At 56.4% G+C, this 23,134-nt stretch carries 21 protein-coding genes and 1 tRNA gene; 13 read left to right on the top strand and 9 right to left on the bottom strand.

The features are described 5' to 3' along the window. The first annotated feature begins 5 nt into the window (after positions 1–5). Complete coding sequence (locus ACR0B3_RS05815; RefSeq protein ID WP_480808234.1) at positions 6–6,350, top strand: two-partner secretion domain-containing protein; 6,345 nt, start codon at positions 6–8, stop codon at positions 6,348–6,350. Between the two features lie 12 nt (positions 6,351–6,362). Further along, positions 6,363–6,806 (top strand): SMI1/KNR4 family protein, encoded by a 444-nt coding sequence (locus ACR0B3_RS05810; RefSeq protein WP_480808233.1) that lies wholly within the window; start codon positions 6,363–6,365, stop codon positions 6,804–6,806. 562 nt (positions 6,807–7,368) lie between these two features. Here the strand turns inward: ACR0B3_RS05810 and ACR0B3_RS05805 are convergent. After that, positions 7,369–8,259 (bottom strand): AraC family transcriptional regulator, encoded by an 891-nt coding sequence (locus tag ACR0B3_RS05805; protein WP_480808232.1) that lies wholly within the window; start codon positions 8,257–8,259, stop codon positions 7,369–7,371. Between the two features lie 160 nt (positions 8,260–8,419). Between ACR0B3_RS05805 and ACR0B3_RS05800 the strand changes: the two genes are divergently transcribed. Beyond that, on the top strand, positions 8,420–8,578 hold the full coding sequence (locus tag ACR0B3_RS05800; protein WP_480808231.1) for a hypothetical protein: 159 nt from the start codon (positions 8,420–8,422) through the stop codon (positions 8,576–8,578). A 202-nt stretch (positions 8,579–8,780) separates the two neighbouring features. On the opposite strand, the gene ACR0B3_RS05795 is transcribed toward ACR0B3_RS05800, so the two are convergent. Then, a tRNA-Ala gene (locus tag ACR0B3_RS05795) sits at positions 8,781–8,856 on the bottom strand. Positions 8,857–8,994: 138 nt separating this feature from the next. Further along, entirely contained in the window at positions 8,995–9,318 is a 324-nt protein-coding gene (locus ACR0B3_RS05790) for a TIGR02300 family protein (protein WP_170722370.1), read from the bottom strand. A 100-nt stretch (positions 9,319–9,418) separates the two neighbouring features. Here ACR0B3_RS05790 and ACR0B3_RS05785 point away from each other — a divergent pair, with 100 nt between their 5' ends. The 3 genes from ACR0B3_RS05785 (at position 9,419) to ACR0B3_RS05775 (ending at position 12,028) form a co-directional block, all read left to right on the top strand. After that, complete coding sequence (locus tag ACR0B3_RS05785) at positions 9,419–10,108, top strand: M48 family metallopeptidase (protein ID WP_480808230.1); 690 nt, start codon at positions 9,419–9,421, stop codon at positions 10,106–10,108. Positions 10,109–10,138: 30 nt separating this feature from the next. Continuing rightward, entirely contained in the window at positions 10,139–10,786 is a 648-nt protein-coding gene (locus ACR0B3_RS05780) for a GntR family transcriptional regulator (protein WP_170685172.1), read from the top strand. Positions 10,787–10,897: 111 nt separating this feature from the next. Continuing rightward, positions 10,898–12,028, top strand: coding sequence for a lytic murein transglycosylase (locus ACR0B3_RS05775; protein ID WP_480808229.1), 1,131 nt, complete (start codon positions 10,898–10,900; stop codon positions 12,026–12,028). 4 nt (positions 12,029–12,032) lie between these two features. On the opposite strand, the gene ACR0B3_RS05770 is transcribed toward ACR0B3_RS05775, so the two are convergent. Next, complete coding sequence (locus ACR0B3_RS05770) at positions 12,033–12,995, bottom strand: acetyl-CoA carboxylase carboxyltransferase subunit alpha (RefSeq protein ID WP_480808228.1); 963 nt, start codon at positions 12,993–12,995, stop codon at positions 12,033–12,035. A 121-nt stretch (positions 12,996–13,116) separates the two neighbouring features. Here ACR0B3_RS05770 and ACR0B3_RS05765 point away from each other — a divergent pair, with 121 nt between their 5' ends. Next, positions 13,117–13,950 (top strand): AraC family transcriptional regulator, encoded by an 834-nt coding sequence (locus ACR0B3_RS05765; RefSeq protein ID WP_480808227.1) that lies wholly within the window; start codon positions 13,117–13,119, stop codon positions 13,948–13,950. A gap of 1 nt (position 13,951) precedes the next feature. Here the strand turns inward: ACR0B3_RS05765 and ACR0B3_RS05760 are convergent, their stop codons facing one another. Beyond that, positions 13,952–14,548, bottom strand: coding sequence for a LysE family translocator (locus ACR0B3_RS05760; RefSeq protein WP_480808226.1), 597 nt, complete (start codon positions 14,546–14,548; stop codon positions 13,952–13,954). Positions 14,549–14,620: 72 nt separating this feature from the next. On the opposite strand from ACR0B3_RS05760, the gene ACR0B3_RS05755 reads away from it, so the two are divergent. Together ACR0B3_RS05755 and ACR0B3_RS05750 are read left to right on the top strand one after the other, a co-directional pair. Next, positions 14,621–15,073, top strand: a complete 453-nt coding sequence (locus tag ACR0B3_RS05755) for an Lrp/AsnC family transcriptional regulator (RefSeq protein WP_480808225.1) — start codon at positions 14,621–14,623, stop codon at positions 15,071–15,073. A gap of 120 nt (positions 15,074–15,193) precedes the next feature. Further along, positions 15,194–15,772 (top strand): PA14 domain-containing protein, encoded by a 579-nt coding sequence (locus tag ACR0B3_RS05750; protein WP_480808224.1) that lies wholly within the window; start codon positions 15,194–15,196, stop codon positions 15,770–15,772. A 40-nt stretch (positions 15,773–15,812) separates the two neighbouring features. Here the strand turns inward: ACR0B3_RS05750 and ACR0B3_RS05745 are convergent, their stop codons facing one another. Then, positions 15,813–16,775 (bottom strand): L-malyl-CoA/beta-methylmalyl-CoA lyase, encoded by a 963-nt coding sequence (locus tag ACR0B3_RS05745; protein WP_480808223.1) that lies wholly within the window; start codon positions 16,773–16,775, stop codon positions 15,813–15,815. A gap of 296 nt (positions 16,776–17,071) precedes the next feature. On the opposite strand from ACR0B3_RS05745, the gene dgcN reads away from it, so the two are divergent. The 3 genes from dgcN (at position 17,072) to ACR0B3_RS05730 (ending at position 19,977) form a co-directional block, all read left to right on the top strand. Continuing rightward, on the top strand, positions 17,072–18,073 hold the full coding sequence (gene dgcN / locus ACR0B3_RS05740) for an N-acetyltransferase DgcN (RefSeq protein ID WP_170760152.1): 1,002 nt from the start codon (positions 17,072–17,074) through the stop codon (positions 18,071–18,073). Between the two features lie 67 nt (positions 18,074–18,140). Beyond that, on the top strand, positions 18,141–19,106 hold the full coding sequence (dgcA, locus tag ACR0B3_RS05735; protein WP_480808222.1) for an N-acetyl-D-Glu racemase DgcA: 966 nt from the start codon (positions 18,141–18,143) through the stop codon (positions 19,104–19,106). 10 nt (positions 19,107–19,116) lie between these two features. Next, positions 19,117–19,977: a D-amino-acid transaminase gene (locus ACR0B3_RS05730; RefSeq protein ID WP_480808221.1), complete on the top strand. Its 861-nt coding sequence runs from the start codon at positions 19,117–19,119 to the stop codon at positions 19,975–19,977. A 45-nt stretch (positions 19,978–20,022) separates the two neighbouring features. Here the strand turns inward: ACR0B3_RS05730 and ACR0B3_RS05725 are convergent, their stop codons facing one another. From ACR0B3_RS05725 to ACR0B3_RS05715, 3 genes are all read right to left on the bottom strand, one after another. After that, positions 20,023–20,337, bottom strand: a complete 315-nt coding sequence (locus ACR0B3_RS05725) for a DUF1244 domain-containing protein (protein ID WP_480808220.1) — start codon at positions 20,335–20,337, stop codon at positions 20,023–20,025. A gap of 90 nt (positions 20,338–20,427) precedes the next feature. Beyond that, entirely contained in the window at positions 20,428–20,667 is a 240-nt protein-coding gene (locus ACR0B3_RS05720; protein ID WP_480808219.1) for a DUF6868 family protein, read from the bottom strand. 76 nt (positions 20,668–20,743) lie between these two features. After that, positions 20,744–21,481, bottom strand: coding sequence for an N-formylglutamate amidohydrolase (locus tag ACR0B3_RS05715; RefSeq protein WP_480808218.1), 738 nt, complete (start codon positions 21,479–21,481; stop codon positions 20,744–20,746). A 118-nt stretch (positions 21,482–21,599) separates the two neighbouring features. Here ACR0B3_RS05715 and pyk point away from each other — a divergent pair, with 118 nt between their 5' ends. Continuing rightward, a complete protein-coding gene (gene pyk, locus ACR0B3_RS05710; protein ID WP_170722349.1) occupies positions 21,600–23,045 on the top strand; it encodes a pyruvate kinase in 1,446 nt (481 codons plus the stop codon). The last annotated feature ends 89 nt before the right edge of the window (positions 23,046–23,134 follow it).

Genomic DNA, 23,134 nt, shown 5'->3' with positions numbered 1-23,134 from the left:
TAACCATGCGTAGTCGTGTTTTTGAGAAAGTTGTTTCTTCGGTCCTGACGCTTGCGTTGACGATACAACCTGCTTTGCTTCATGCGCAGAACATCCAGCCTGTCGGCCCGAACACAGGTCCGCGCCCACATGTCGACCAGTCGCTAAACGGCACAACGGTCATTAACATCTCGACTCCAAATGGCGCAGGCGTCAGTCACGATGTCTACACCGACTTTCAGGCGGATGACCTGATCCTGAACAACTCGGCCGCAATCACCAACACGCAACTGGGCGGCGTGATCGAAGGCAATGGCAACCTGAGACCGGGGCAAGAGGCCGATCTTTGGATTGGCGAGGTTGTCGGGGGTAATCAGACCCAACTGAACGGCATTCTCGAAGTGGCCGGTAAGCGCATGGATGTAGTGGTCACCAACGAGTTTGGCATCACCTGCAACGGCTGCGGTTTCATCAATACCGAGCGCGCGACCCTTACAACCGGCAAGCCGCAGTTTGGCAGCAATGGTGCCCTCACCGGATTCGACGTTCGACGTGGCACAGTGACCATCGGTGCTGAAGGGCTGAACCCGGAAAATCGGATAGGTCTGACCGACACCAGCCGCGTCGATGTGATTGCCCGTACCGCAGCGATCTACGGCAAGATGCGTGCGCACCAGCTCAATGTCGTCGCCGGCGCCAACCAGGCGGACTATAACTGGTCTTACGATCCAGAAACGGGCGCGGTGACCGGGATCACCGAGCAGGCCGGTGAAGGTGCGGCCCCGGCATTGGCTGTGGACGTCGCCGCTCTTGGTGGCATGTATGCCAACGCAATCCGTTTGATTGCCACCGAAAATGGCGTGGGCGTGCGTCTGAATGGGGATATGGCGTCCTCAACCAACATTGCGCTGCGGGCTGATGGGCAGCTTACGCTGGGCGCTCCTGCTGGTGGTCATACACCGCAGATCCGTGCGGGCGGGCGCGTCCAGGTCCACAACCAGGGTCCGATCCTTCTGGAAGGTGCGATCACCTCCGAGAGCGGTGATTTGATCGACATCAGAACCAGCAATGGCGATCTGACCTTCAACGGTCAGGCAGCGGGCGGTGCAATCCGTCTGGAAAGCGCGGGGATGCTGAACATTTCCGGCGCGATTGTGGCGCGCAACGCGTTTGCGGCTGCATCAACTGGCAGCTCTGTGGGGCTGGACGGCAACTCCGAAGTCTTCGCTCAGTCCATTGATGTGAATGCGCTGACACAGCTGACATTCGACGGCAAAGCCGCCGCCCTGGAAGCGGCTTCGCTGACGGCCGGAACTGAGCTTGTAACGGGTGCGGATTCTGAACTGGTTGCGGAGTCTGTGGCTCTCAACGGTGATGACGTCCGGATTGAAGGTCAGGCCCAAGCGCTTGAGACATTGTCTGTCGCAGCGACTGACGGGTCGGTTACTCAAACGGGTTCGTCACGCGGGCAATCTGTAACCATAGCGGGTGATGAGGTCCAAACAAGCGCCGGATCGCAGATCGCTGCCGTCGAATCCCTGTCCGTGACAGCTCAGGATCAGGCGATCATCGATGGTGATCTGGTCGCAGGGCAGCAGGCAAATTTGTCAGTGTCAGCGGGGGAACTCGACCTCCAAGGGCAGATCAATGCGCTCAACACCGATGTCGCTGTATCCGGACAAACCAGCCTTGGTGCCGATGCGCTGTTGGCGGGGCAATCCGTTTTGGAGTTTCAGTCGGGTTCATTTAACTGCGGGCTCAATTCATCTCATTTCAACCAGCTGCGCGCAGGCGATGGCCTTGCAGTCACGTTGGCCTCGGGTGGGTTGTCTGTAGGCGCATCAGAACAGGTGTTGTTTAATGGAGACCTTCTGCTTGATCTTGGTGGGGACATAGAAAACCGCGGCACGATCAAAGCCAGCGGTGACCTTCAACTGCGCAGCGGCTCGGATCTGAATAACCTCGGTGGTCTGCTGAAATCCGGCGAGACAATGCAGTTGGTGGCCCGCAATGGAACCGTCTTCAACCAATCCGGGCGCATCGAGGCAGATGGTGGTCTGGCCATCGAAGCAGATACCGTTGACAACCGTTTCGACAGTATTGTGACTCAGCCCTCACAGTCGGGTGTGGAGATATTTGCGGGGACTCCGGACAATAAGACAGCCAGCCGAAGAGTTTCAACCAATCCAGCTGATCTCGAACTAGAAAGCTGTTTCACCAGTAGCCGGTCGAATGGCGGTGCGGACAGAGCGAGCAGCTGCGCAACCATTTATAGCTTTGACGGCGTGTTCTCGAACCGGGGCGGTGTTACCTGGAGCACAGGCACGTCTGTTGCGGCTTCCGGGGCTAAGCCGGAAATTCTGTCGGGCGCAGGCATTGCAATTCAGGCAGATACTGTGCGCAACGACGCTGGTCTGATCTCTGCTGAAGGTGGCATCGACGTTGAAAGTTCGAGTTTTTCTAACAACGGGTATCAGGACACCAAGGTCAAGCACGCTGCGACATACACGAGAAACCTGACCATCGAGATCAACGAGGGCAGCGGTGGAAGTGACGCGGCCTTCACCACACGCACAGAAAGAGTGAGCTATTCGCCGGTCTCGCGTGAGACTTCCAACGGAGCTACTTCGGAGATTGGCCAAATACTTGCGGGTGGTTCTGTCAACATCAGCAGCACATCAGTCGTGGCGAATGGCGACATTAGATCCGGAACCTCGAACGTTATTGCGCCGCGTGATAGTTCCGCCGTGACAAGCGCGCCGCTACCTGAACTGGTTGTCCCTGGATCGTTTCTCTCACCGGTTCAACCAGAGCTTCAGGAACTAGCCAACCTGGATACCTTGATTGGAGAGGGTCGGACAAACTTCGGGACAACTCCGGTTTCCTACGAAGACTTCATCTCTTCCGACTATTTTCTGGATCGCCTGCAAATCCAGGATGAGCTGTTCCAGAACATCAATCGACCCGCTGAATGGAATGGATATCCGAGCGACGGCACCTCCTATGAAGGCGGGGACGCAGTTCAGGGTCCTGGGACAGGATTCAAAGGTTTTGGTGACCGGTTCGGCTTGTCAGATACAGGCTTGCTCGCTTCCCTGGACAAAGCCAACACCTCAGAAACTGGTGATCTGACAATCGTTGCGGGCCGGATTACCGGTTCGGGTGGGTCGCTGATTTCTGAGAACGGCTCATTGTCCCTGACATCCTTCGGGAACATTACATTCGAGGACACCGAACTTGGTGGTGATCTGGTTGACATCATCACGGGTGGAGATTTCTCAGGCAAGGCACTGGTGATCAGATCAAGCTCTGACACCTCAATATTTGCGGCTGGCAACGTTACAATCGAAGGTCTGGCGCAGACAGAAGAATATTACACCAACACAAGCGTCACCAAGATCACCGAGAATCTTGCCTCGCGCTTTGACGTGGGTGGTGACCTGTCGATCATCTCCTCTGCTGATATGACGTTAGCCGGTGTTCAGGCTCAGGTCACAGGGGACACGCGTTTGACGGCAGGTGGCAGTCTCTACCTGCTCGCCGAGCAGTCTGGTGTTCAATACAGCGAAGGCGATGCGAAGAACGGGACGGATCGCCTGACCCTGACCGCTCAGGTTGCCCAATTGTTCACTGGCGGCGACTTCATCGCCAACGCGGGCGGAGACGCGGTCCTGGTCGGTACACAGATCGATGCCGGCGGAAAGGCCCATCTGGCAGCATCTGGTGATGTGGTTCTTGCGGCTGCGCAAGACATCTACCAGTCAGAAACCCGCAAAACCAGCAGCGGCTTCCTGTCGAAGAAGAAGGAAACGCGATCCACACTTGCCGTCACCAATCGAGGTGTCGGGATCACCGCTGGTAGTGACTTAGATGTTATCGCTGAGACAGGTGACCTGACCACGGCTGGGACAGAACTTGCCAGCGTCACAGGTGATATCAACCTCACTGCGACTGAGGGCAATATCCTCGTTGGCACCAACACCGACGTGTTCGAAGAGACGCATGTCAAAGAAAAGAGCTACCTTGGTGGGTTGCTGAGCAAATCCAGCCAACTGCATACGGTCGATCACATCAACACCGGCACAGATGCGTTGGCGGCCCTGGATCTAAGCATCGTGTCCGGCACTGACACAACGCTTGTCGGCGCAACGCTGTCTGCTGGTCAGAACCTGAACATCACAACAGGTGGTGATTTCTCGGTTCAGCCCGCCATCGACAGTCACCGCTCCGAGTTCTTCGAGACCGACATGGGTCTGGTCACCATGACCACAATCACCGAGACCAGCTTTACGGAAACGGCCGTGTTGACTGAATTGCTGGCCGGACAAGGAATGAATTTCGACATCGGTGGCGATGCTGAGTTGGTGCTGTATCAAACTGCAGGTGTTGATGCGCCCAACCTACAAGATCTTTACCCGGAGGAACTTCTGGCCATCCACGGTCTAGAGCTGATCAGCCAGGAACTGGCGGATGAGTATTTCTATGAAGAGAAAACTCAGCTCTCGCCTGCGTTCAAAGCGCTCGTTGCGATTGCGGTTGCAGCATATGTTGCGCCGACACTCGTTGGAAATGTGCTGCCGGAACTTGCAGGTGCAGCAGCAGCCGAGGGTGCCACGGCGCTAACGACGGGTCTCTACAACGGAGCGACCGCCTTCACCTCAACGGCGCTCGTTGAAACGCTGGATGGCGTTGTTGCCGGAGATCTCGATCTGGGAGCGATCCTGGAGGCCGCCACGTTCTCTGGTGCCACGGCGGGAATTACATCTGGCATCAATCTGAACATCCCCGAAAGCAGTCCTCTGAATGATGCGCTGATCAATGGGTTCGGAAATGGTGACGTTGCCCAATTGACCATTGGTGGCATTCTAGAGGGTGCCTTGGATGGTGCGATCTCTTCTGGTCTGAGTTCGACTGTCTATGGAACAGACTTTGCAGACGGGTTCTCAGCAAGCCTTGTTCAAACCGTTACCAATCTGGCGCTGGCAGATGTTCAGTTCGAGATTGGTGGGTTGTTCACTGACGCGAACGGCAACGCTATCAACGGCGGTGAAGGCTCGGCAGGTCATATGCTCCTTCATGCGCTCGCGGGTTGTGCCGCCGCCGAAGCCACAGGTGCGGACTGTGCGGCAGGCGCGGCAGGTGGAATTGCGGCCAGTATCTATTCCGGAATCGCCGGGAGTAGTTCCCTCAGCATTGAAGAGCAAAATCGATTGGCTTCTGTCGTTGGAGCCGTTGCCGGATATCTAGTTTCAGGTGGAGAAGCGGATAACGTCAGTACAGGATCATTCGTTGGTCAATCTGCAATCCTCAACAACTACCTGAATCATACAGATCTGGCGAATATGCAAGCCGCTCTTGAAGCATGCCATGCTCAGGACAGTGGATGCTCAGAGGCAGATCAGCGCGATATTGCAGTTCATTTTGCCAATGTTAGTCTTCAGAATGACCGAGAGCTTGCAAACACGTGCTTTACCAACGAGTGCGTTGAGCGCTTCATGGCCGAAGCCGCCAGCTACGACGAAGTGATTACGGCACTGCGCGATGAAAGCCCAATAGCCGCTCAAGTGCTGAGTCGTTCGGGCGCACTGTTTGTCTCCGGTCCTGCGCAGCAGCAACTCGATCAAAACATCGACTTCCTGAACGGCTATGAGGACTATCAGGAAACCCGCTGCGGAGGCGTGTCCGATGGTGCTTGTGCCGAAGCCTACACTGAGGCTTACGCCGACTACCTAGGCGATGTCGAAACAGTTGAGGCGACGAAGCAGTTTTTAGCGGTGGTAACCGGTGTTGTTGCGCTCGGCCCCTCTGTCTGTGCGGCTACTCCTAGAACGTGCGTTGCGCTGGGTGTTTCTGACGTAATTGAATGCGCCTCTGGCAACATTACATCGTGCTCTCCTGGACCAAACCTTCCGGGCACCGGGATCAAGGTAGAAGGTAGCGTACCCAATAGTGGGCGATTTAGCGGAATTCAGGCACAGAACGCCGATGAAGCTCAATTTCTTCGAAATGCAGAGGCCACATTCGGAAGAAGCGAAACTTGGACAACGGTAACTCGACATCGCGGAGAGTTGGTGGTACAGCGTTCGGATATAGAGTTAAGCCCTCAAAACATCACTAGGATAAAAAATGGCCAAGCCCCTTTTGTTCAAAATGCAAACGGTGCTTGGGAGCCTTTGCAGCTTCACCATGTCGGACGTGAAACGGGGCAGATGATCGAAGTAACTCGTTCCCAGAACCAATACAATCCGACTTCAGGCGGCCCACTTCACATTCCCGGTCCGGGTTCCCCGGTAAGACAACCAAATTATTCCAAATCCTATTGGCAAGAACGATATCAAGATTTTGTTAAATCAGGGCAAATAACTGAGTGAGAGTGCACGACAATGGATGCCAAAACAGAGTTTGATCAGATGTGTGCGACTGGAGAAGTTGCCGGTCCATGCTCAGACAAAAAAATCCATGATGCGGAAGCTGAACTTATGGTTGTTTTTCCAGTTCAGTATCGCGATTTTTTGTCAGAATACGGTGCCGTAGTACTTGATGGTGTTGAAATCTATGGTCTGCCAAATGTTAATGATAGCGAGATGCCGCTCTGGCAAGACGTTGTTAAGGTTTCTCGGCAGCTTAAGGAGTGGCGGCAAGCCGGCAGTGAAATCCCTGCTTACGTTCCTATCGCGGATGATGGCACGGGAGTTTATTTCTATCTGGACACAAATGCGGGGCCTAAAACGAGGATCATTGCGATAGGTCCAGGCATCGAGCAGGTAGTATCATCTGACTTGTTTGAGTTTGCGCTAAGTATTTCTAATGGTGAACTAACTTTTTGATTTTCCCTACCCTGATGAAAAGGCGGGCTGCTAACCGAACTAAACCGTCAAGACCAGCGACGGCGGCAGGAATTAAGCATGATACCTTCAAGTTCACTACGCCAAACGGGGGGCAAGACATCGTGGTCAAGGGACACTAAGAATATGAATGACATCAAATCTAGCGCGGACTTCGCTGAACCGATCTGAGTGATGCGCTCAACCACAGATCGCTTCACATAACACCCATTCAGCGATGTTCCCGTGAAGTCGCAAAGTTAAAATGTCCCACATCAGCAAAGTAGAAGTGTCACACTTCTCTGTCGAGCAGGCAGGATTGGAGTGTGACGGTGGGATTGGTTGTCATGAGCGAACGCGAGCTTAATCGTATAAGCCGACATTACCGTTCAGCATGGGCGCTGCGGTTGCATTCGGCAGCTTTCGGTCGTGTTGCAGACCATGTCTTTTAGGGTGACGAAAACGCACACTGCGGGACAAACCCGTCATTCGGTACAACGCACCTATTGACCGTAGCACCACCTCAACCGGACATTCGTCTCAAACGTAAGCTCACTGTTGCACCCTAGGCCATTCGTTCGGGCCCCTGCGCCGCATGGCTCCATTGCCGGGGCGACTGGCCGTACATCCGTTTGAACTCCCGGCTGAACTGAGACGCGCTTTGATAGCCTACGTCCCATGCCGCTTCCGACACGGTCTTTCCTTCGGCAATCTTCATGGCGGCGTTGTTCAGCCGCATAGATTTCACGAACTGTATTGGAGACATTGTCGTGGCTTCTTTGAAACGCCGATGGAAGACCGCCCGGCTCATGCCGACGTGGTCGGCCATATCGTCGATGGTGACCTGTTCATTCAAGTGGTTTGAGACGTAGTCGATGGTGCGCGCGATTTCGTTGCCGACGCCAAAGGCTCGTCTTGCGGAGGCCCCGGCCTCGCCCATGAGCACCGCGTAACACAACTCGCGCATTCGCCCCTGCCCGAGCACCTCCAGATCAACCGGATTGTCGAGCAGATCGAGAAGCCGCAGCAGTGCCTGCGTGAAACCACTATCCCAGGACGCCAATGCCAAAGCCGATGGCGCGCCATCCCGCAATTGTTTGTTGCCGCCAGCGGCGGCCTCGATTTCCATGGTGAGCTCGCGCATCATCCGTGGCTCCAGCGTAATCACCACGCCGAGCAGAGGATCATCCTTGGACGCCAATGGCGTGCCCGCCTCCACCGGTAAAGTCATGGGGCACAGCAGGTATTTGTCGCTGCCATAGACGTGGTGCTCACCCTCCAGAACAGCTTCCTTGCTGCCACTGAGAATAGCCACCACCGTGGGCTCGTAGACAGCAGGCACGCAGGGCATGGCCTCGGTCACCCGGAAAAGCTGGACGCCTTTCAACGCGGTATCGACGAGGCCTGCCTTTGGCAGACGTCGCTCGATAAGGTCTTTGATCTGGTCTTTGCTCATGCGCTCTAGCTGGCATAGGGCTTTCATCTTTGCAATGGGGTTGAGACGATTGGGCAAGTGATCGAGAGAATATCGCCTGTTTATGGGCCCAGCCAAGTATTATTTGTGCCTTCAAGCAATAACACCTCAAACCGCCAGTTTGGGCTGGAAGGAGACACAAATGGTAGATACGACATTCGGACCCAAAGGCTGGACACCCGAGCGCCTCGGCGACCAGACAGGCAAGACCTACATCATTACTGGCGCCAACGCTGGCGCAGGCTTTCAAGCCGCGCGCATTCTTCTGAAGAAGTCCGGCGAGGCTTCCAGCGTTGAATAGCGTATTGTCCAATGCCAGGGCCAATCCTCTGGCTTCCATCGCAAGGCCTAGTAGATCGTCGCGGCTTTCTTGGGATTCGGTATTTCGCATCATTTTTCCTTTCCAAAGGGTTTTGAGAAACCAAGTGGTGGGAAAGATGGCGGGACAGAACATTCGAATTTCGAACTTCTTCCTTTAATTCAGTATATTAAGGCTTGGGATTTGGTGGAGCCTAGGGGAGTCGAACCCCTGACCTCTTGCATGCCATGCAAGCGCTCTCCCAACTGAGCTAAGGCCCCATGCAGGTACCGCCGCAGCGTTGGACGGACGTTTATGAGACGCCGCGTGCAAGTGCAAGTCCAAAAATCGGATTCAGTGAAAAAGTTCGGACTCGCTGGCAAGGCAGGGTGAGGCGGCCTCGGCCGCCTCGGAACCCTTTAGTTTTCGTCTTCCGACGACATGTCTTTGATATCGTCCAGCGAAACGTTGTCGCCTTCGTCATCATCGTCCAGCAGATCATCGTCCAGCTCGACATCGACGTTGTCATCATCATCAAGAACGATGTCTTCGTCCGATGTGGCCTCGCGTGCTTTGACCGATGCGGCGTCTTCGGCGTCAGCGGCAATCATCCGGCTTTTGCCGGTATCCAGTTCCACGATCTCGCCGGTATAGGGGCTTACGATCGGGTCTTTGTTCAGGTCATAAAACCGTTTGCCAGTTGTCGGGCAAACACGCTTTACGCCCCATTCTTCCTTGGGCATATCAAATCCCCTTGATATCAGGTGAATCTCATCAATGATTCAGGTCACCTGCCACATGCGGCAGGCACTGTCAAAGCCTTTGCGCAAAGGAGTACGGCCCATGGGGCGACATGCACTGCCTGGAACGCCCCCGGTGCCGTTGACATTGCGAAAATCGGCGCGGGCGCGACGTATCAGTTTGCGGATTTCTCAATTGGATGGACGGGTTACGTTAACATATCCGAATGGGGTGGCCGAGACCGAAGCCTTAGATTTCGCGCATCAGAAGGCTGGGTGGATACGCGGGCACCTGCAGGACCGGCCGAGTCTTGAAACGGTTGGCACAGGGCAGGTCATTCCGATTGAAGGAACCGAGCGGCGAATCGTTTCGGTATCGGGTCGGCGCGTGCTGCTGCGCGGTGATGAGATCGGTGTGCCCGCTGGCGCCGAAGCGCGGAGGTTGGCCCGGTTTCTAAAGGAACTTGCACGTGACCGGCTGACAGGCGCGTGCGACGATTACGCCGCTATGCTGGGCCGTCCATATAGCAGCCTTACCCTGCGCGACACACGCTCGCGTTGGGGCTCGTGCACATCTTCGGGTGGGCTAATGTTCTCATGGCGGCTGATCCTGGCCCCGCCGGAGATCCTGCACTATGTGGCGGCGCATGAAGTGGCACATCTGGCCGAGATGAATCACTCACCCGCCTTCTGGGCACAGGTCGAGCGTATCTTTGGCCCGTATAAGGAACCCCGCCGCTGGTTGCGGGAAAACGGGGCCGAGCTGCATCGTTATCGTTTTGACGCAGCTTGACGTGGTTGGAATTTGTGATCACATAAACTGATGTTGACCACACGCCCTGCCGAGTCCCAGACCGCCACCCATGATCGCGTTTACCGCGCGCTCAGGTCGCGCATCATGCATGGTGAAATCGCGCCGGGACAGGCACTGACCCTGCGCGGCATCGGCAAGGAATTCGGCGTATCGATGACCCCTGCACGTGAAGCAGTGCGAAGGCTTGCGGCAGAGGGGGCGCTGTTTCTGTCTACGTCGGGTCGTGTGTCGACACCGGAACTAACCCGCGATCGGATCGAAGAGCTGGCGGCGTTGCGCGCCTTGCTTGAGGTCGAGCTGGCCAGCCGCGCCCTGCCGCGCGCGCATATGGCGCTGATCGATCGATTGCAGAGTATCAATATGGCAGTGGCTGAGATGGTCACGAAGCGCGATGCAGTAGGTTACATCCGTGCGAACTTGGAGTTTCATCGTACACTGTACCTACGTGCGCAGGCCCCAGCGATGCTTGCCATGGCCGAGACTGTGTGGTTGCAATTGGGCCCCACGATGCGCGCGCTTTATGGCCGGTTAAGGCGTACCGAGCCGCCGCACTACCACCGCCTGATCATCGCGGCGCTCAAGGCCGGGGATGAGCCCGGGCTGCGCCTTGCGGTGCGGTCGGATGTGACCCAAGGTTTGCGCCTGCTGGTGACCTGAGCGGCTTGTTGCCCATCTCTCTGACCCAATGATTTCGGGCATTGCTTTGCTGGTCTGAACGCCCGTGCTGCGCTATCGTGATGGCAAATCACAACAAGAGCAGATTTCACAATGATCAATCGAAGAACATTTTTTATCGGGCTTGGGTCGACCCTGTTGGCGGCCTGCTCAACGGGCGGCGTGCCCAATAGTGCCCCCGCGTCGCGCATGCGTCCTGTTCCGAATGCGGGTTGGGATAACTGGGTGGCCAGTTTCAGAAACCGTGCGGCCTCTCAGGGCATCTCTGAATCCACCCTAAATCGCGCCTTTCAGGGGGCAGGGTATCTACCCGAAGTGATAGAGCGTGATCGTAATCAGGTGGAATTCAAGCGCTCGCTTGAAGACTATCTGGCGATTGCCGCTTCGGATGAACGGATCGACACTGGAAAACAGATGCTTGTGCGGCATGCAGGAACCTTGTCGCAGATTGAAGCCCAATATGGGGTAGACAAAGAGGTTGTTGTGGCCGTTTGGGGGCTGGAAAGCCGCTATGGTGCAAGACGAGGCGATGTGCCGGTGATTTCGGCGACGTCTACACTGGCCTATGACGGGCGGCGTGGTGCGTTCTTTGAAAAGCAACTGGTGGCGGCGCTAAAGATCATCCAAGAGGGCGATACGTCCCCCGCCAATATGACCGGCAGCTGGGCTGGGGCGATGGGGCATACGCAGTTCATTCCGACCTCTTATCTGGCATATGCCGTTGATTTCACCGGCGATGGACGCCGCGATATCTGGTCCGAGGACCCTGCGGATTCGCTGGCCTCGACTGCCGCCTACCTGTCGCGCGCCGGTTGGGTGCGCGGGCAGCTTTGGGGGGGTGAGGTTGGTTCGGTTTCGGGCACGCCGGTGGCAGTGCTGCAGCCGCAGACACCCGGTCCGCGTATTGCCGTATTCCGCAATTTTCAGGTTATCAAGCGCTACAACAATTCCGACAGCTACGCGATTGGTGTCGGTCACCTGTCAGACCGGATCGCGGGCGGCGCGCCGTTCCAGGCGTCATTCGGGCCGGACGCCACCGGATTAACACTTGAGGATCGCAAAGAGCTGCAGCGCCGTCTGACATCAGCGGGCTATGACACGCAGGGCGCGGATGGTGTGATCGGCAAGAATACCGAGGCCGCTATCAGCGCCTATCAGCGTGCCAACGGGCTGTCCGTTACAGGACAACCCTCGGTGGCGTTGTTGCGGCAGTTGGGTGGCTGATGGGTTAAGCCGCCAGCCCTTTTGTACCGATATCCAGGAACTTTTGGCGGCGGTCTTTGATCAGGGCCGCCGCATCTTTTCCGCCAAGCTCATCAAGCATCGCAGCAATCGCAGACCGCACGGCCTCGACTGCGGCAGCGCGATCGCGATGGGCGCCGCCCTTGGGCTCGGTAATGATACGGTCACACACGCCTAGCTTGTAAAGATCCTGCGCCGTCAAGCGCAGCGCCTCAGCAGCTTCACGCATTTTCTCGGCATCCTTCCACAGGATGGAGGCACAGCCTTCGGGCGAGATCACCGAGTAGACCGAATGTTCCAACATCGCGACACGGTTCGCGGTTGCAAAGGCGACCGCGCCGCCCGAGCCACCTTCGCCGATGATCACTGATACCAGCGGCACGCCAATCTTCAGGCACATCTCGGTCGAGCGTGCGATCGCCTCAGACTGGCCGCGTTCTTCGGCACCTTTGCCTGGATAGGCCCCGGCCGTATCGATCAGAGTGATCACCGGCAGGCCAAAGCGCCCTGCCATCTCCATCAATCGCACGGCCTTGCGGTACCCTTCGGGGCGGGCCATGCCGAAATTACGCTCGATCCGTGATTTGGTGTCGCTGCCTTTTTCGTGACCGATCACCATGACTGGCTGATCATTGAAACGGGCCAGACCGCCAATCACCGCCAGATCGTCGGCAAAGTTCCGGTCACCGGCCAAGGGCGTAAACTCGGTAAACAGCGCATCCACGTAATCGTTGCAGTGCGGGCGTTCGGGGTGCCGCGCAACCTGACATTTCCGCCATGGGGTCAGATCGGCATAAAGCTCGTCCAGTAGTTTGGCGGCCTTGGCATCCAGCGCGGCGGCCTCTTCGGTCACATCCATTTCTTCATTGGCGCGGGCCAGCGCGCGCAGCTCTTCAGCTTTGCCTTCGATCTCGGCCAGCGGTTTTTCGAAATCCAGATACTGGGTCATGACGCCTCTCAACGCGGAAGTTCCCTGCTATATGACTAATGCTTGTCCCGGATGCAACTCAGCAAGATTTGTGGTCGCGCAATATGCGAGCACGGATGGGCAAAGAAAAGGAAGGATGCTGATGGCTGCCAGCTATGAAGATCGCGTTTTGCGCGTGTTGGCCTACATTCATGACAACCCCGCCGGAGACCTATCTCTGGATGCTTTGGCGGATGTCGCTGCGATGTCGCGATTTCACTGGCACCGCGTGTTTCGCGCGATTACCGGCGAGACCTGCGCGCAAGCCACCCGGCGGATACGGTTGCACCGCGCTGCCTGCTGGTTGGTACAATCGGACAAACCGGTTGCGCGTATCGCGACGGACATCGGGTATCCGAACCTCAAATCCTTTGCGCGGGCCTTTTCCGAGGCCTATGGCAGCAGCCCCGCCGCGTTTCGCAAAACAGGGCAGATTCTGCCAGCTCATCCAAATTTCAAAACCGGAGGATATCCCATGCATCCCATTACAACCCGAACCGAACCATCCCGCCGTGTCGTGGCGCTGCCGCACAAGGGGGCCTATGCCGAGATTGGCCGCAGCTTTGAGGCCTTTGGCACCCTATGCGAATCCCGGAAACTGTGGCCGCAGGTCGGCCCGATGATCGGGCTTTATTTCGATAGCCCCGAGGATGTGCCCGAGGATGAGTTGCGCAGCTTTGCCGGAGCGCAATTTTGCGGCGAAGATACCCCGGACGGGATGGAAGACCTAAACATTCCGGGCGGAAAAACAGCGGTTTTGACCTACAAAGGCCCGTATTCCGGGATTCACAGCGCCTACCAGACTCTGTTCGGCAACTGGCTGCCCGATTCGGGCGAAGAGCCTGCAGACCAACCCTGCTACGAAATCTACCTCAACGATCCGCGTGAAACCGCGCCCGAAGATTTACTGACCGAAATCTGTTTGCCGTTGAAATGATCTAGTTGGGCCAAAGCACCGGATAAAGCGAGGCTACAAGCAGCGCCGCCATGGTCCAATTGAAAACAAGCAAACGGCGCGGGTTCGTCAGGACTCGCGCCATTTGCTGTCCAAGCACAGTCCACGTGCTGACCGAGGGCAGATTGATGGCCCCAAACACCAGCGCAACGAGTAAAATGGCATTGAGCGTCTGTTCAGGCGCATAGGCTGCAGTAGCGGTCAGCGCCATAGCCCATGCTTTTGGGTTGACCCATTGAAACGCCGCCGCCTGAAAGAACGTCATCGGGGTGCCTGCCGCATCCTCGCCTTCGACTGGCGCGGCATGGGCGATTTTCCAGGCCAGATACAGCAGATATAGCACCGACAGGATCTTCAGTACGGTATAGCTGATCGGGAATTGATCGAAGATTTGCACAAGGCCTGCCCCGACCAAAAGCACCATAAAGGTAAAGCCTAATCCGATCCCCAGCATATGCGGAATAGTGCGGCGAAACCCGAAATTCGCACCCGAGGCCATGAGCATCAGATTATTGGGCCCCGGCGTGATTGATGAGACAAATGCAAATGTGATCAGAGCCATCAGGATATCGTAAGTCATGGCCGCACTTTCTCGCGGATTGCGACAAATGAAATTGCGTATTTGTGCGCGGATAAGGTACTCTCGCAATAAATGACGAAGATTGACCCAATAAATCACCATATATTGCGCGAGCTTTCTCGGGACGGCCGCATCAGCAACCTCGATCTGGCCGAACGCGTGGGTCTTTCTCCCTCGGCCTGCCTCCGACGGGTGCAAGAGCTTGAGCGCGCGGGTGTCATATCGGGCTATCGTGCGGTGTTGAATCCAACTGCGCTGGGCGTGGGGTTTGTGGCTTATATCGGCGTGGGCTTGGGCGAGCACACAAAAGCGGCACAGGAAGGGTTCGAAAGGGCCTTGCAGCAAGCACCTGAAGTGGTCGAGTGCCACAACATTACTGGCACAATCGAATACCTGCTGCGGGTCGAATGTGCAGACCTACCTTCGTACAAAACCTTCCATACCGAAGTGCTGGGGACCCTGCCGCATGTAACCTCGATCACCTCTTATGTCGTGATGGGATCGCCCAAGGATATGCGGGCGTAACCTCTGAAATGTGATTTTTAACCATCTTGCGAGGTGAAAGTTCAGGGCCTAGTGTCATTAAAAAATGCTGTGGAAGCTCGGAGGCAATTCGAGCGCCGCATACACACAGGGAGAAATCTAATGAAGCTTGCCCAAACCGGCGCCCTAGCAATAGCCCTTGCGATGTTGGCGGGAGCGGCGCTTGCTGCCCCACTGAAGTTGCAGCCCGCCAGTCCACAACCTTCTCCGAAGGCTGGGTTGAATGTGAAATATTTCGGCACCGGCAATCAACACAAGAAGATACGCGATCTGAGTCAGGCAAAAAGCCTGTTGAAAAAAGCACAGCCCGGAAAACCACTGCAGGGATTGGATTACAGAGATACTTACAAGGGTGAGGATGTCATGACGTTCGATCAGGCATACAATGTTGCCGCCGAGGTCACGGGATATATGCGCTTTGACTCACCGGGTACCTACGAGCTTGAAACCTGGTCGAATGATGGAATTGAAGCTTGGGTTGGTGGCCAGCAGATCGGTCGTTCAGATGGCATTCAGGGCTGCGAGGCCAATCAACGAACTGAAGTAGAAGTGCCCAAAGCAGGCTGGTATCCACTGAAGATTGTCTATTTCCAAAAGCTGGGAACATCCTGCTTGATGATGAAATCGGGCAAGCAGGGTGGCGACTTTACTTGGACACCGAACAACGTATTCGGTCGCTGACAAGACCAGAAAGGGCGCTCAGTTGAGCGCCCTTTGTCATTTAGCTGCCCGCTGCGATCAATTCCGCCTGTGCCACGATAACTTCGGCCTGCTTGATTGACGCAATGTCGACCAAACGCCCTTTGTAGACAGTCGCGCCTTCGCCATTGGCTTTGGCCTGTTCCATGGCAGCCAGAATCTCGCGCGCTTCGGACACTGCTTCATCCGACGGGGTGAAGACCTGATTGGCCAATGCGATTTGTTTGGGGTGGATGGCCCATTTGCCGACCATGCCGAGTGTGGCCGAGCGTTTGGCTTGCGCGATATAGCCTTCGTCATCCGAGAAATCGCCAAACGGACCGTCCACAGGCAGCACGCCATAGGTGCGGCAGGCGGCGACAATAGCGGCCTGTGCCCAGTGCCATGGGTCGGACCAGTGTTTCTCGCCCTCGCGCAGCATGTAGTAGTTTTCCTGCGTGCCGCCGATGCCGGTTGTCTGCATGCCCATCGACGCCGCAAAATCCGCGGCACCAAGGCTCATAGCTTGCAGGCGCGGGGAAGAGGCCGCGATTTCTTCAACATGCGCCAAGCCAGCGGCGGATTCGATGATCACTTCGAAAGAAATGGGTTTGGTTCGGCCCTTGGCGCGCTCGATCGCAGTGACCAGGGCGTCGACGGCATAGACATCCGCCGCGCAGCCTACCTTGGGGATCATGATCTGATCCAGACGATCGCCTGCTTGCTCCAGAACATCAACCACGTCGCGATACCAATAGGGCGTGTCTAACCCGTTGATCCGGACAGACATGTATTTGTTGCCCCAATCGACCGTATTCAGCGCTTCGATCACATTGGCGCGGGCCGTATCTTTGTCAGACGGGGCCACCGAGTCTTCCAGATCCAGATTTATGACATCTGCAGCCGACGCAGCCATCTTGGGAAACAGCTTGGTGTTCGAGCCCGGGCCAAACAATTGACAGCGATTGGGACGCGCCGGAGCGGCGGGTTGGATGCGGAAACTCATCGGGGCCTCGTTCGAGTAATGAAGTTGCGTGCTTTCGTGAAAATTGGATATTAAATTGCGCTGCGTTGCGCAAGTGTGATTGTGCAGGCGCGGCAATGCGGGCGCAGCAAGGACTGGAACTGCCGCTAACTGGCAGTGCTTAAAGTTTGATCGGTTTGAAAACTTCGAATAATTTTGCAAGCCTGCGTGAAAATACGCAAATTCGTCCCACTGCACGGCGGGTTGCAAGAAGAATTCGAGAAACCCTCGTCAAAACGGTTATCTAGCTTATGCCAGAATCAAAGGAGTGCACCGCAATGATCGAGACACCGTACCTGCTGTTTTTGGGCGATGCGCCCGACCTGTTGGCGGCCAAAGTGGCAATTGGCATCCGGGACTGGCGTCCCGAGAATGCTGTGGGCCAAATCAGGCTAGAAGGGTGCAAGACCGATTTGGGTTTGACGGAAATGACGCTGGCCGAAGGTAAGGCCGCCGGTGCCAAGACGCTTGTGATCGGCGTTGCCAACCGTGGTGGCGTCATCAGCGAAGCTTGGAAAGAGGTCCTGATTGAAGCGCTGGAAATGGGCTATGATCTGGCATCAGGGCTGCACAATCTGCTGCGCGATGAAGGTGATCTGGTCGCGGCGGCGCAGACCCACGGGTGCACCTTGCATGATGTCAGGGTGCCGACCGTAGGGTATCCGATTGCAAACGGTAAGAAACGCACAGGCAAACGGTGCCTGGCTGTCGGGACCGACTGCTCGGCTGGTAAAATGTATACCGCAATGTCGATGGACGCCGAGATGCGCAATCGCGGCATGAAATCGACGTTCCGTGCAACAGGCCAGACCGGCATTCTGGTCACCGGTCAGGGCGTGCCGTTGGATGCCGTCATTGCGGACTTCATGGCTGGATCCGTGGAATATCTGACACCGGACAATGATCCGGATCATTGGGATCACATCGAAGGGCAGGGCTCTTTGTTCCACGTATCCTATTCGGGTGTGACCATGGCGCTGATCCATGGCGGGCAGCCCGACGCGCTGATCCTGTGTCACGAACCGACCCGCACCCATATGCGTGGCTTGCCCGAGTATTCGCTTCCAACGCTAGAGCAACTGCGCGATACAGCGCTGCCGTTGGCGCGAGTGGCGAACCCGGAATGTCAGGTGGCGGGCGTGTCGATCAATACCCAACATCTAGGTGAAGACGAAGCGAAGGAATACATAGCCAAGGTCGAGGCTGAAATGGGCATCCCGGCAACCGATCCCTATCGGTTTGGCGCTGGAAAACTGGTGGATGCACTGGCAGCACTGTGATCTAAGCACGTTGCTGATGGCTAAGCGCGATCGGCAACAAAACCGCTTTATATGAAAGGTGAAACGCGTGCAGATTGAAGTTTCCCGCGATGTGTTTCGGCTGGCGCAGGTATTCACCATCTCGCGTGGCTCGCGGACTGAGGCCAAGGTTCTGACGGTCCGACTCTCGGACGGCGTGCATCACGGCTGGGGCGAATGCGTGCCCTATGCTCGTTACAATGAGACGTTGGAGTCAGTCGAGGCCGAGATTGCCGGGCTGCCTGAGACCTTCACGCAACAGTCGCTGATGGACCTGCTGCCCGCAGGTGCCGCGCGGAACGCGGTTGATTGTGCGTTGTGGGACCTTGAAGCCAAACGCGCAGGCAAGCGCGCATGGGAATTGGCCGGGCTTTCGGCTCCGGGGCCGGAGATCACCGCCTACACGCTGTCTTTGGCCACGCCTGAAGCCATGCAGGCGCAGGCCGCCGAGAACGCCTTTCGCCCATTGCTGAAGATCAAACTGGGTACGCCGGATGATATGCCCCGGCTCGAAGCGGTGCGGGCGGGCGCGCCGAATTCAAAGATCATCATTGATGCCAATGAAGGCTGGTCCGCCGAGGTTTATGCCGATCTCGCGCCGCATCTGGTGCGTCTGAGCGTGGCGCTGGTGGAACAACCTCTGCCTGCGGGCGATGACGACGCGCTGATCGGTATGGAGCGGCCCGTGCCCGTCTGTGCCGACGAATCCTGCCATGACCGGGCCAGCCTGCCCAATCTCAAGGGCAAATATGATGTGATCAACATCAAGGTCGACAAAACCGGTGGCCTGACCGAGGCACTGGCCTTGCGCGAGGCCGCGCTGGCCGAAGGCTATCAGATTATGGTCGGCTGCATGGTCGGAAGCTCACTGGCGATGGCACCCGCGACTCTGGTGGCGCAAGGGGCGATGGTCACAGACCTTGACGGGCCTTTGCTTCTGGCAGAAGACCGCGACACACCACTTATTTTTGACGATGCCGGAGTACACCCGCCCAAAGCGGCGCTCTGGGGCTGAGGAGAAGAACATGACCCGCACCGTTTATGTGAATGGCGAATACCTGCCCGAGACCGAGGCCAAAGTGTCCATCTTTGACCGGGGCTTCTTGTTTGCAGATGCCGTTTACGAAGTCACCAGTGTGCTGGACGGCAAGTTGATCGATTTTGAAGGTCACGCCGTACGTTTGAAACGGTCGCTGGATGAGCTTGAGATGGCCGAGCCCTGCACCAAGGACGAGTTGTTGGACATCCACCGCAAACTGGTCGAGCTGAATGGCATCGAAGAAGGCCTAGTATATCTGCAGGTCAGCCGTGGGTCAGATGGAGATCGGGATTTCGTCTTCCCGCCTGCCGATACAAAGCCCAGTCTTGTGCTCTTTACCCAGAACAAACCTGGCCTCGCTGACAGTCCGGCGGCGCAGAAGGGTGCCAAGATCATTTCGATCGAAGATATCCGTTGGGGCCGCCGCGATATCAAAACCGTTCAGCTGTTGTACCCCTCGATGGGTAAAATGATGGCGAAGAAAGCAGGCTGCGATGACGCGTGGCTGGTTGAAGATGGCTATGTGACCGAAGGCACCAGCAACAACGCATATTTCGTCAAAGACGGCAAGATCGTCACCCGGCCTTTGTCCAATGACATTCTGCACGGCATCACCCGCAAAGCGGTTCTGCGCATGGCGGCCGAGGCACAGATGGAAATCGAAGAGCGTTTGTTTGCCATCGACGAAGCAAAAGAGGCCGATGAGGCCTTTACCACGTCGGCCAGCGCGTTCGTGATGCCCGTGGTTGAGATCGATGGTGTGGCATTGGGCGACGGGACTCCAGGTCCGATTGCCAAGCGCTTGCGCGAAATTTATCTGGATGAAAGCCGCAAAGCAGCGATTTAAATCAAAGGCCCGCCAATCCGGCGGGCCTTTTTCGTATCCGGCGTGTCACCCCTTTTTAGTGACATTCTCTTCAAACGCGACCTTGAATGCGGCCTGCTTTTCGGTGCTGGCATCGGTTTGATAATTGGCCTTCCACTCATCCATGGTCATACCATAGAATATCTCGCGCGCCTCTTCCTTGCCCATCTCGAGGCCTTTGGCGTTGGCGGCTTCCTGATACCAGCGCGACAGGCAATTGCGGCAGAAACCGGCCAGATTCATCATGTCGATGTTCTGAACATCGGTGCGATCCTGCATCAGATGTTGTTGCAACCGGCGGAAGGCGGCTGCCTGAAGTTCGATTTCGGTTTGCTTGTCCATACTCTGGCTCCGAATAATTTCTTGCGTCTTGGAACTGACCTAACAATCCACGGGATCTGTTACAATGAGCACTAAGGTTCTGCCCACGTGCTATGCCAGTTTCAGAGCCAGCCAAGGTATCAGACAAAGTATGAGCGTCAGAATCTTGTAGTTTGCAAGATATCGGAAATAGGCACGTTTAATGTCGGCCCGTTCCATCTGAAACAGCCTGCCATGTAGATCTGCGATCCAGTCCTGCAAGGCCAAGATCATCAAGGTACTAAATAGCAAAACAGCGATGTTCAAAACCGTCATCCAACCGAAGACAGTCGCCAGGAATTCCTGATTCATGGTCGTCTCCTTTCCTTGGATATATGGGTGTTTGTTTATCGGCTCGCAATATCACTGGGTTTGGGCTGGCCTTATGTTACAGCCCGCTGTCGCTTAGGGAATCCTGCAAGATGATGGCCAGCCGTTCTGCCCATGCACGCTGTCCTTCATGATCGGCGATCAGGTCATTGCGTAGTTCAATCAACGCGTTGGGGCGACCAAAGGCTGTACAATGCTTGTCGATCGCATCGCCGGGCAAGACACCGGTATAGGGTTCGTTGACGCCTACGCACAGATCACCCTCGGCCTTCAGACGGTTGATCAGCGGGCGCGAGAATCGCTCGTCCGGGGTGTTCAGGACACCGATATGCCAGGGCCGAGGGTCGCGGCCTCGTAATTGACGCGTAAATGAATGCATCGAGATGATGACAGCATGGGGCAGAGCCGCAAGCTGCGCCAAAGCGTTGTGATAGGGGCGGTAGCACATGTTCAAACGCCGCTCACGTTCAGCCGCATCGGCGTTGCGATTGCCCGGGATGATCGAGCCATCATAGAGTTTCATCAGCAGGGTCGGATCATCCTCGCCCCGGTTAGGGTCAATCACCAGGCGCGAGAAATTGGCCGCAATAACAGGCGCGTTCAGAACCTCACCCAGATGTTTGGATACCTCGTAGGCCCCAACATCATAGGCGATGTGACGCTCCATATCTTCGCGGGGCAAACCAAGGTCTCCGCTGTTGATATCGGGCGGGACCATGTTGGTGGCATGGTCGCAAGTTATCAGCCAGCGCGATGGGCGATCTGCGCCGTGAACAAAAAACGGAGAGTATGTCATGAGCCTGTCATCTTGTTTGTCGCAGGTGTAGGACAGTTGCGTTGGAAAGGGAATTGCGCAATAAGCAGCCCAAGCAATGTTTGCGGTAACATTCGTGCGTTTAAGGAGAGCCTGATCAATGCGACGCCTGAGAAATGTAAAGATCGTGGCGACGCTGGGGCCGTCGTCCAACGACTATGATACGATCCGTGCGCTGCACGAGGCCGGGGCAGATGTGTTTCGCCTGAATATGAGCCATGGCAGCCACGACGAAATTCGTGAGCGGCATCGCATCATTCGGCAGGTCGAAAAGGATCTGGACAGCCCGATCGCCATTCTGGCTGATCTTCAAGGGCCAAAGCTGCGCGTCGGCGTATTTGCGAATGACGCCGAAGAACTGGAAGAGGGCGCAGCCTTCCGTCTGGATCTTGATCCCGCAGCCGGGGATATCAGCCGGGTCTGTCTGCCGCATCCCGAGATTTTTGCCGCACTTGAGCCGGGTGCGCGTTTGCTGGTCAATGACGGCAAGATCCGTCTGGTCGTTAAGGATTGCGGTCAGGATTTTGCACACTGCACTGTTGAGGTCGGCGGGACGATCTCGAACCGCAAAGGCGTAAACGTTCCAGATGTGGTCCTGCCTTTGGCGGCGCTGTCGGCCAAAGACCGCGACGATTTGGAATTCGTCTGCCAACTGGGTGTGGACTGGCTGGCGCTGAGCTTCGTGCAGCGGGCCAAGGACGTGTTCGAGGCGCGGGCCCTGGCGGATGGGCGTGCGTCGATCCTTTCCAAGATTGAAAAGCCCGCCGCTGTCGAGGCGTTTGACGATATCCTTGATGCCTCGGACGGGATCATGGTCGCACGTGGCGATCTGGGCGTTGAGCTTCCGGTGTCTGCGGTTCCCCCGATCCAGAAGCGACTGGTGCGTAAATGCCGTTCGGCGGCAAAACCGGTCATTGTCGCAACGCAGATGCTGGAAAGCATGATCGAAAGCCCGATGCCCACACGGGCCGAGGTGTCGGATGTGGCCACCGCCATTTATGAAGGCACCGATGCGATCATGCTCAGTGCGGAATCTGCTGCCGGTTCCTATCCGATCGAAGCGGTTCAGACGATGAACAAGGTTGCCATCGAGGTCGAGGCCGACCCAACCTATCATCAGATCATTGCTGCATCGCGCACGGCCAAGGGTACAACCGTTGCGGATGGCATCGTCGCCGCCGCGCGCGAGATTGCAGAGAAGACCGAGGTCAAAGCGATCTGCTGCTTCACTCAAAGTGGCACAACTGCATTGCTTACTGCGCGCGAACGTCCCGGCGTACCGATCATCGCGATGACACCTGCAACGGGCACGGCTCGTAGGCTATGCCTGACCTGGGGTTGCCATTGCGTACTAACGCCCGAGCAAGAACGTTTCAAAGGGGCAGTTGTAAGTGCAGCGCGTGCGGCTCGATCCGGTGGATTTGCATCCGAGACGGATCAGATCGTGGTCACCGCCGGGGTGCCTTTCAATGTCCCGGGAACCACCAACATCTTGCGGATCGCGCCCTGCGACGAACGGCTGATCTATAACACTGATCCGGGCTAAGCCCGGGTCATTCCGTTAAATTTCAGTTTGACACTCGAGGATTTGCCTAAAATTTGGGCAAATAAAGCCATTTATTTTCAATGAGATAT

Source organism: Ruegeria sp. CE9 (assembly GCF_056537425.1).
This window is presented reverse-complemented; position numbering and strand designations above follow the sequence as displayed.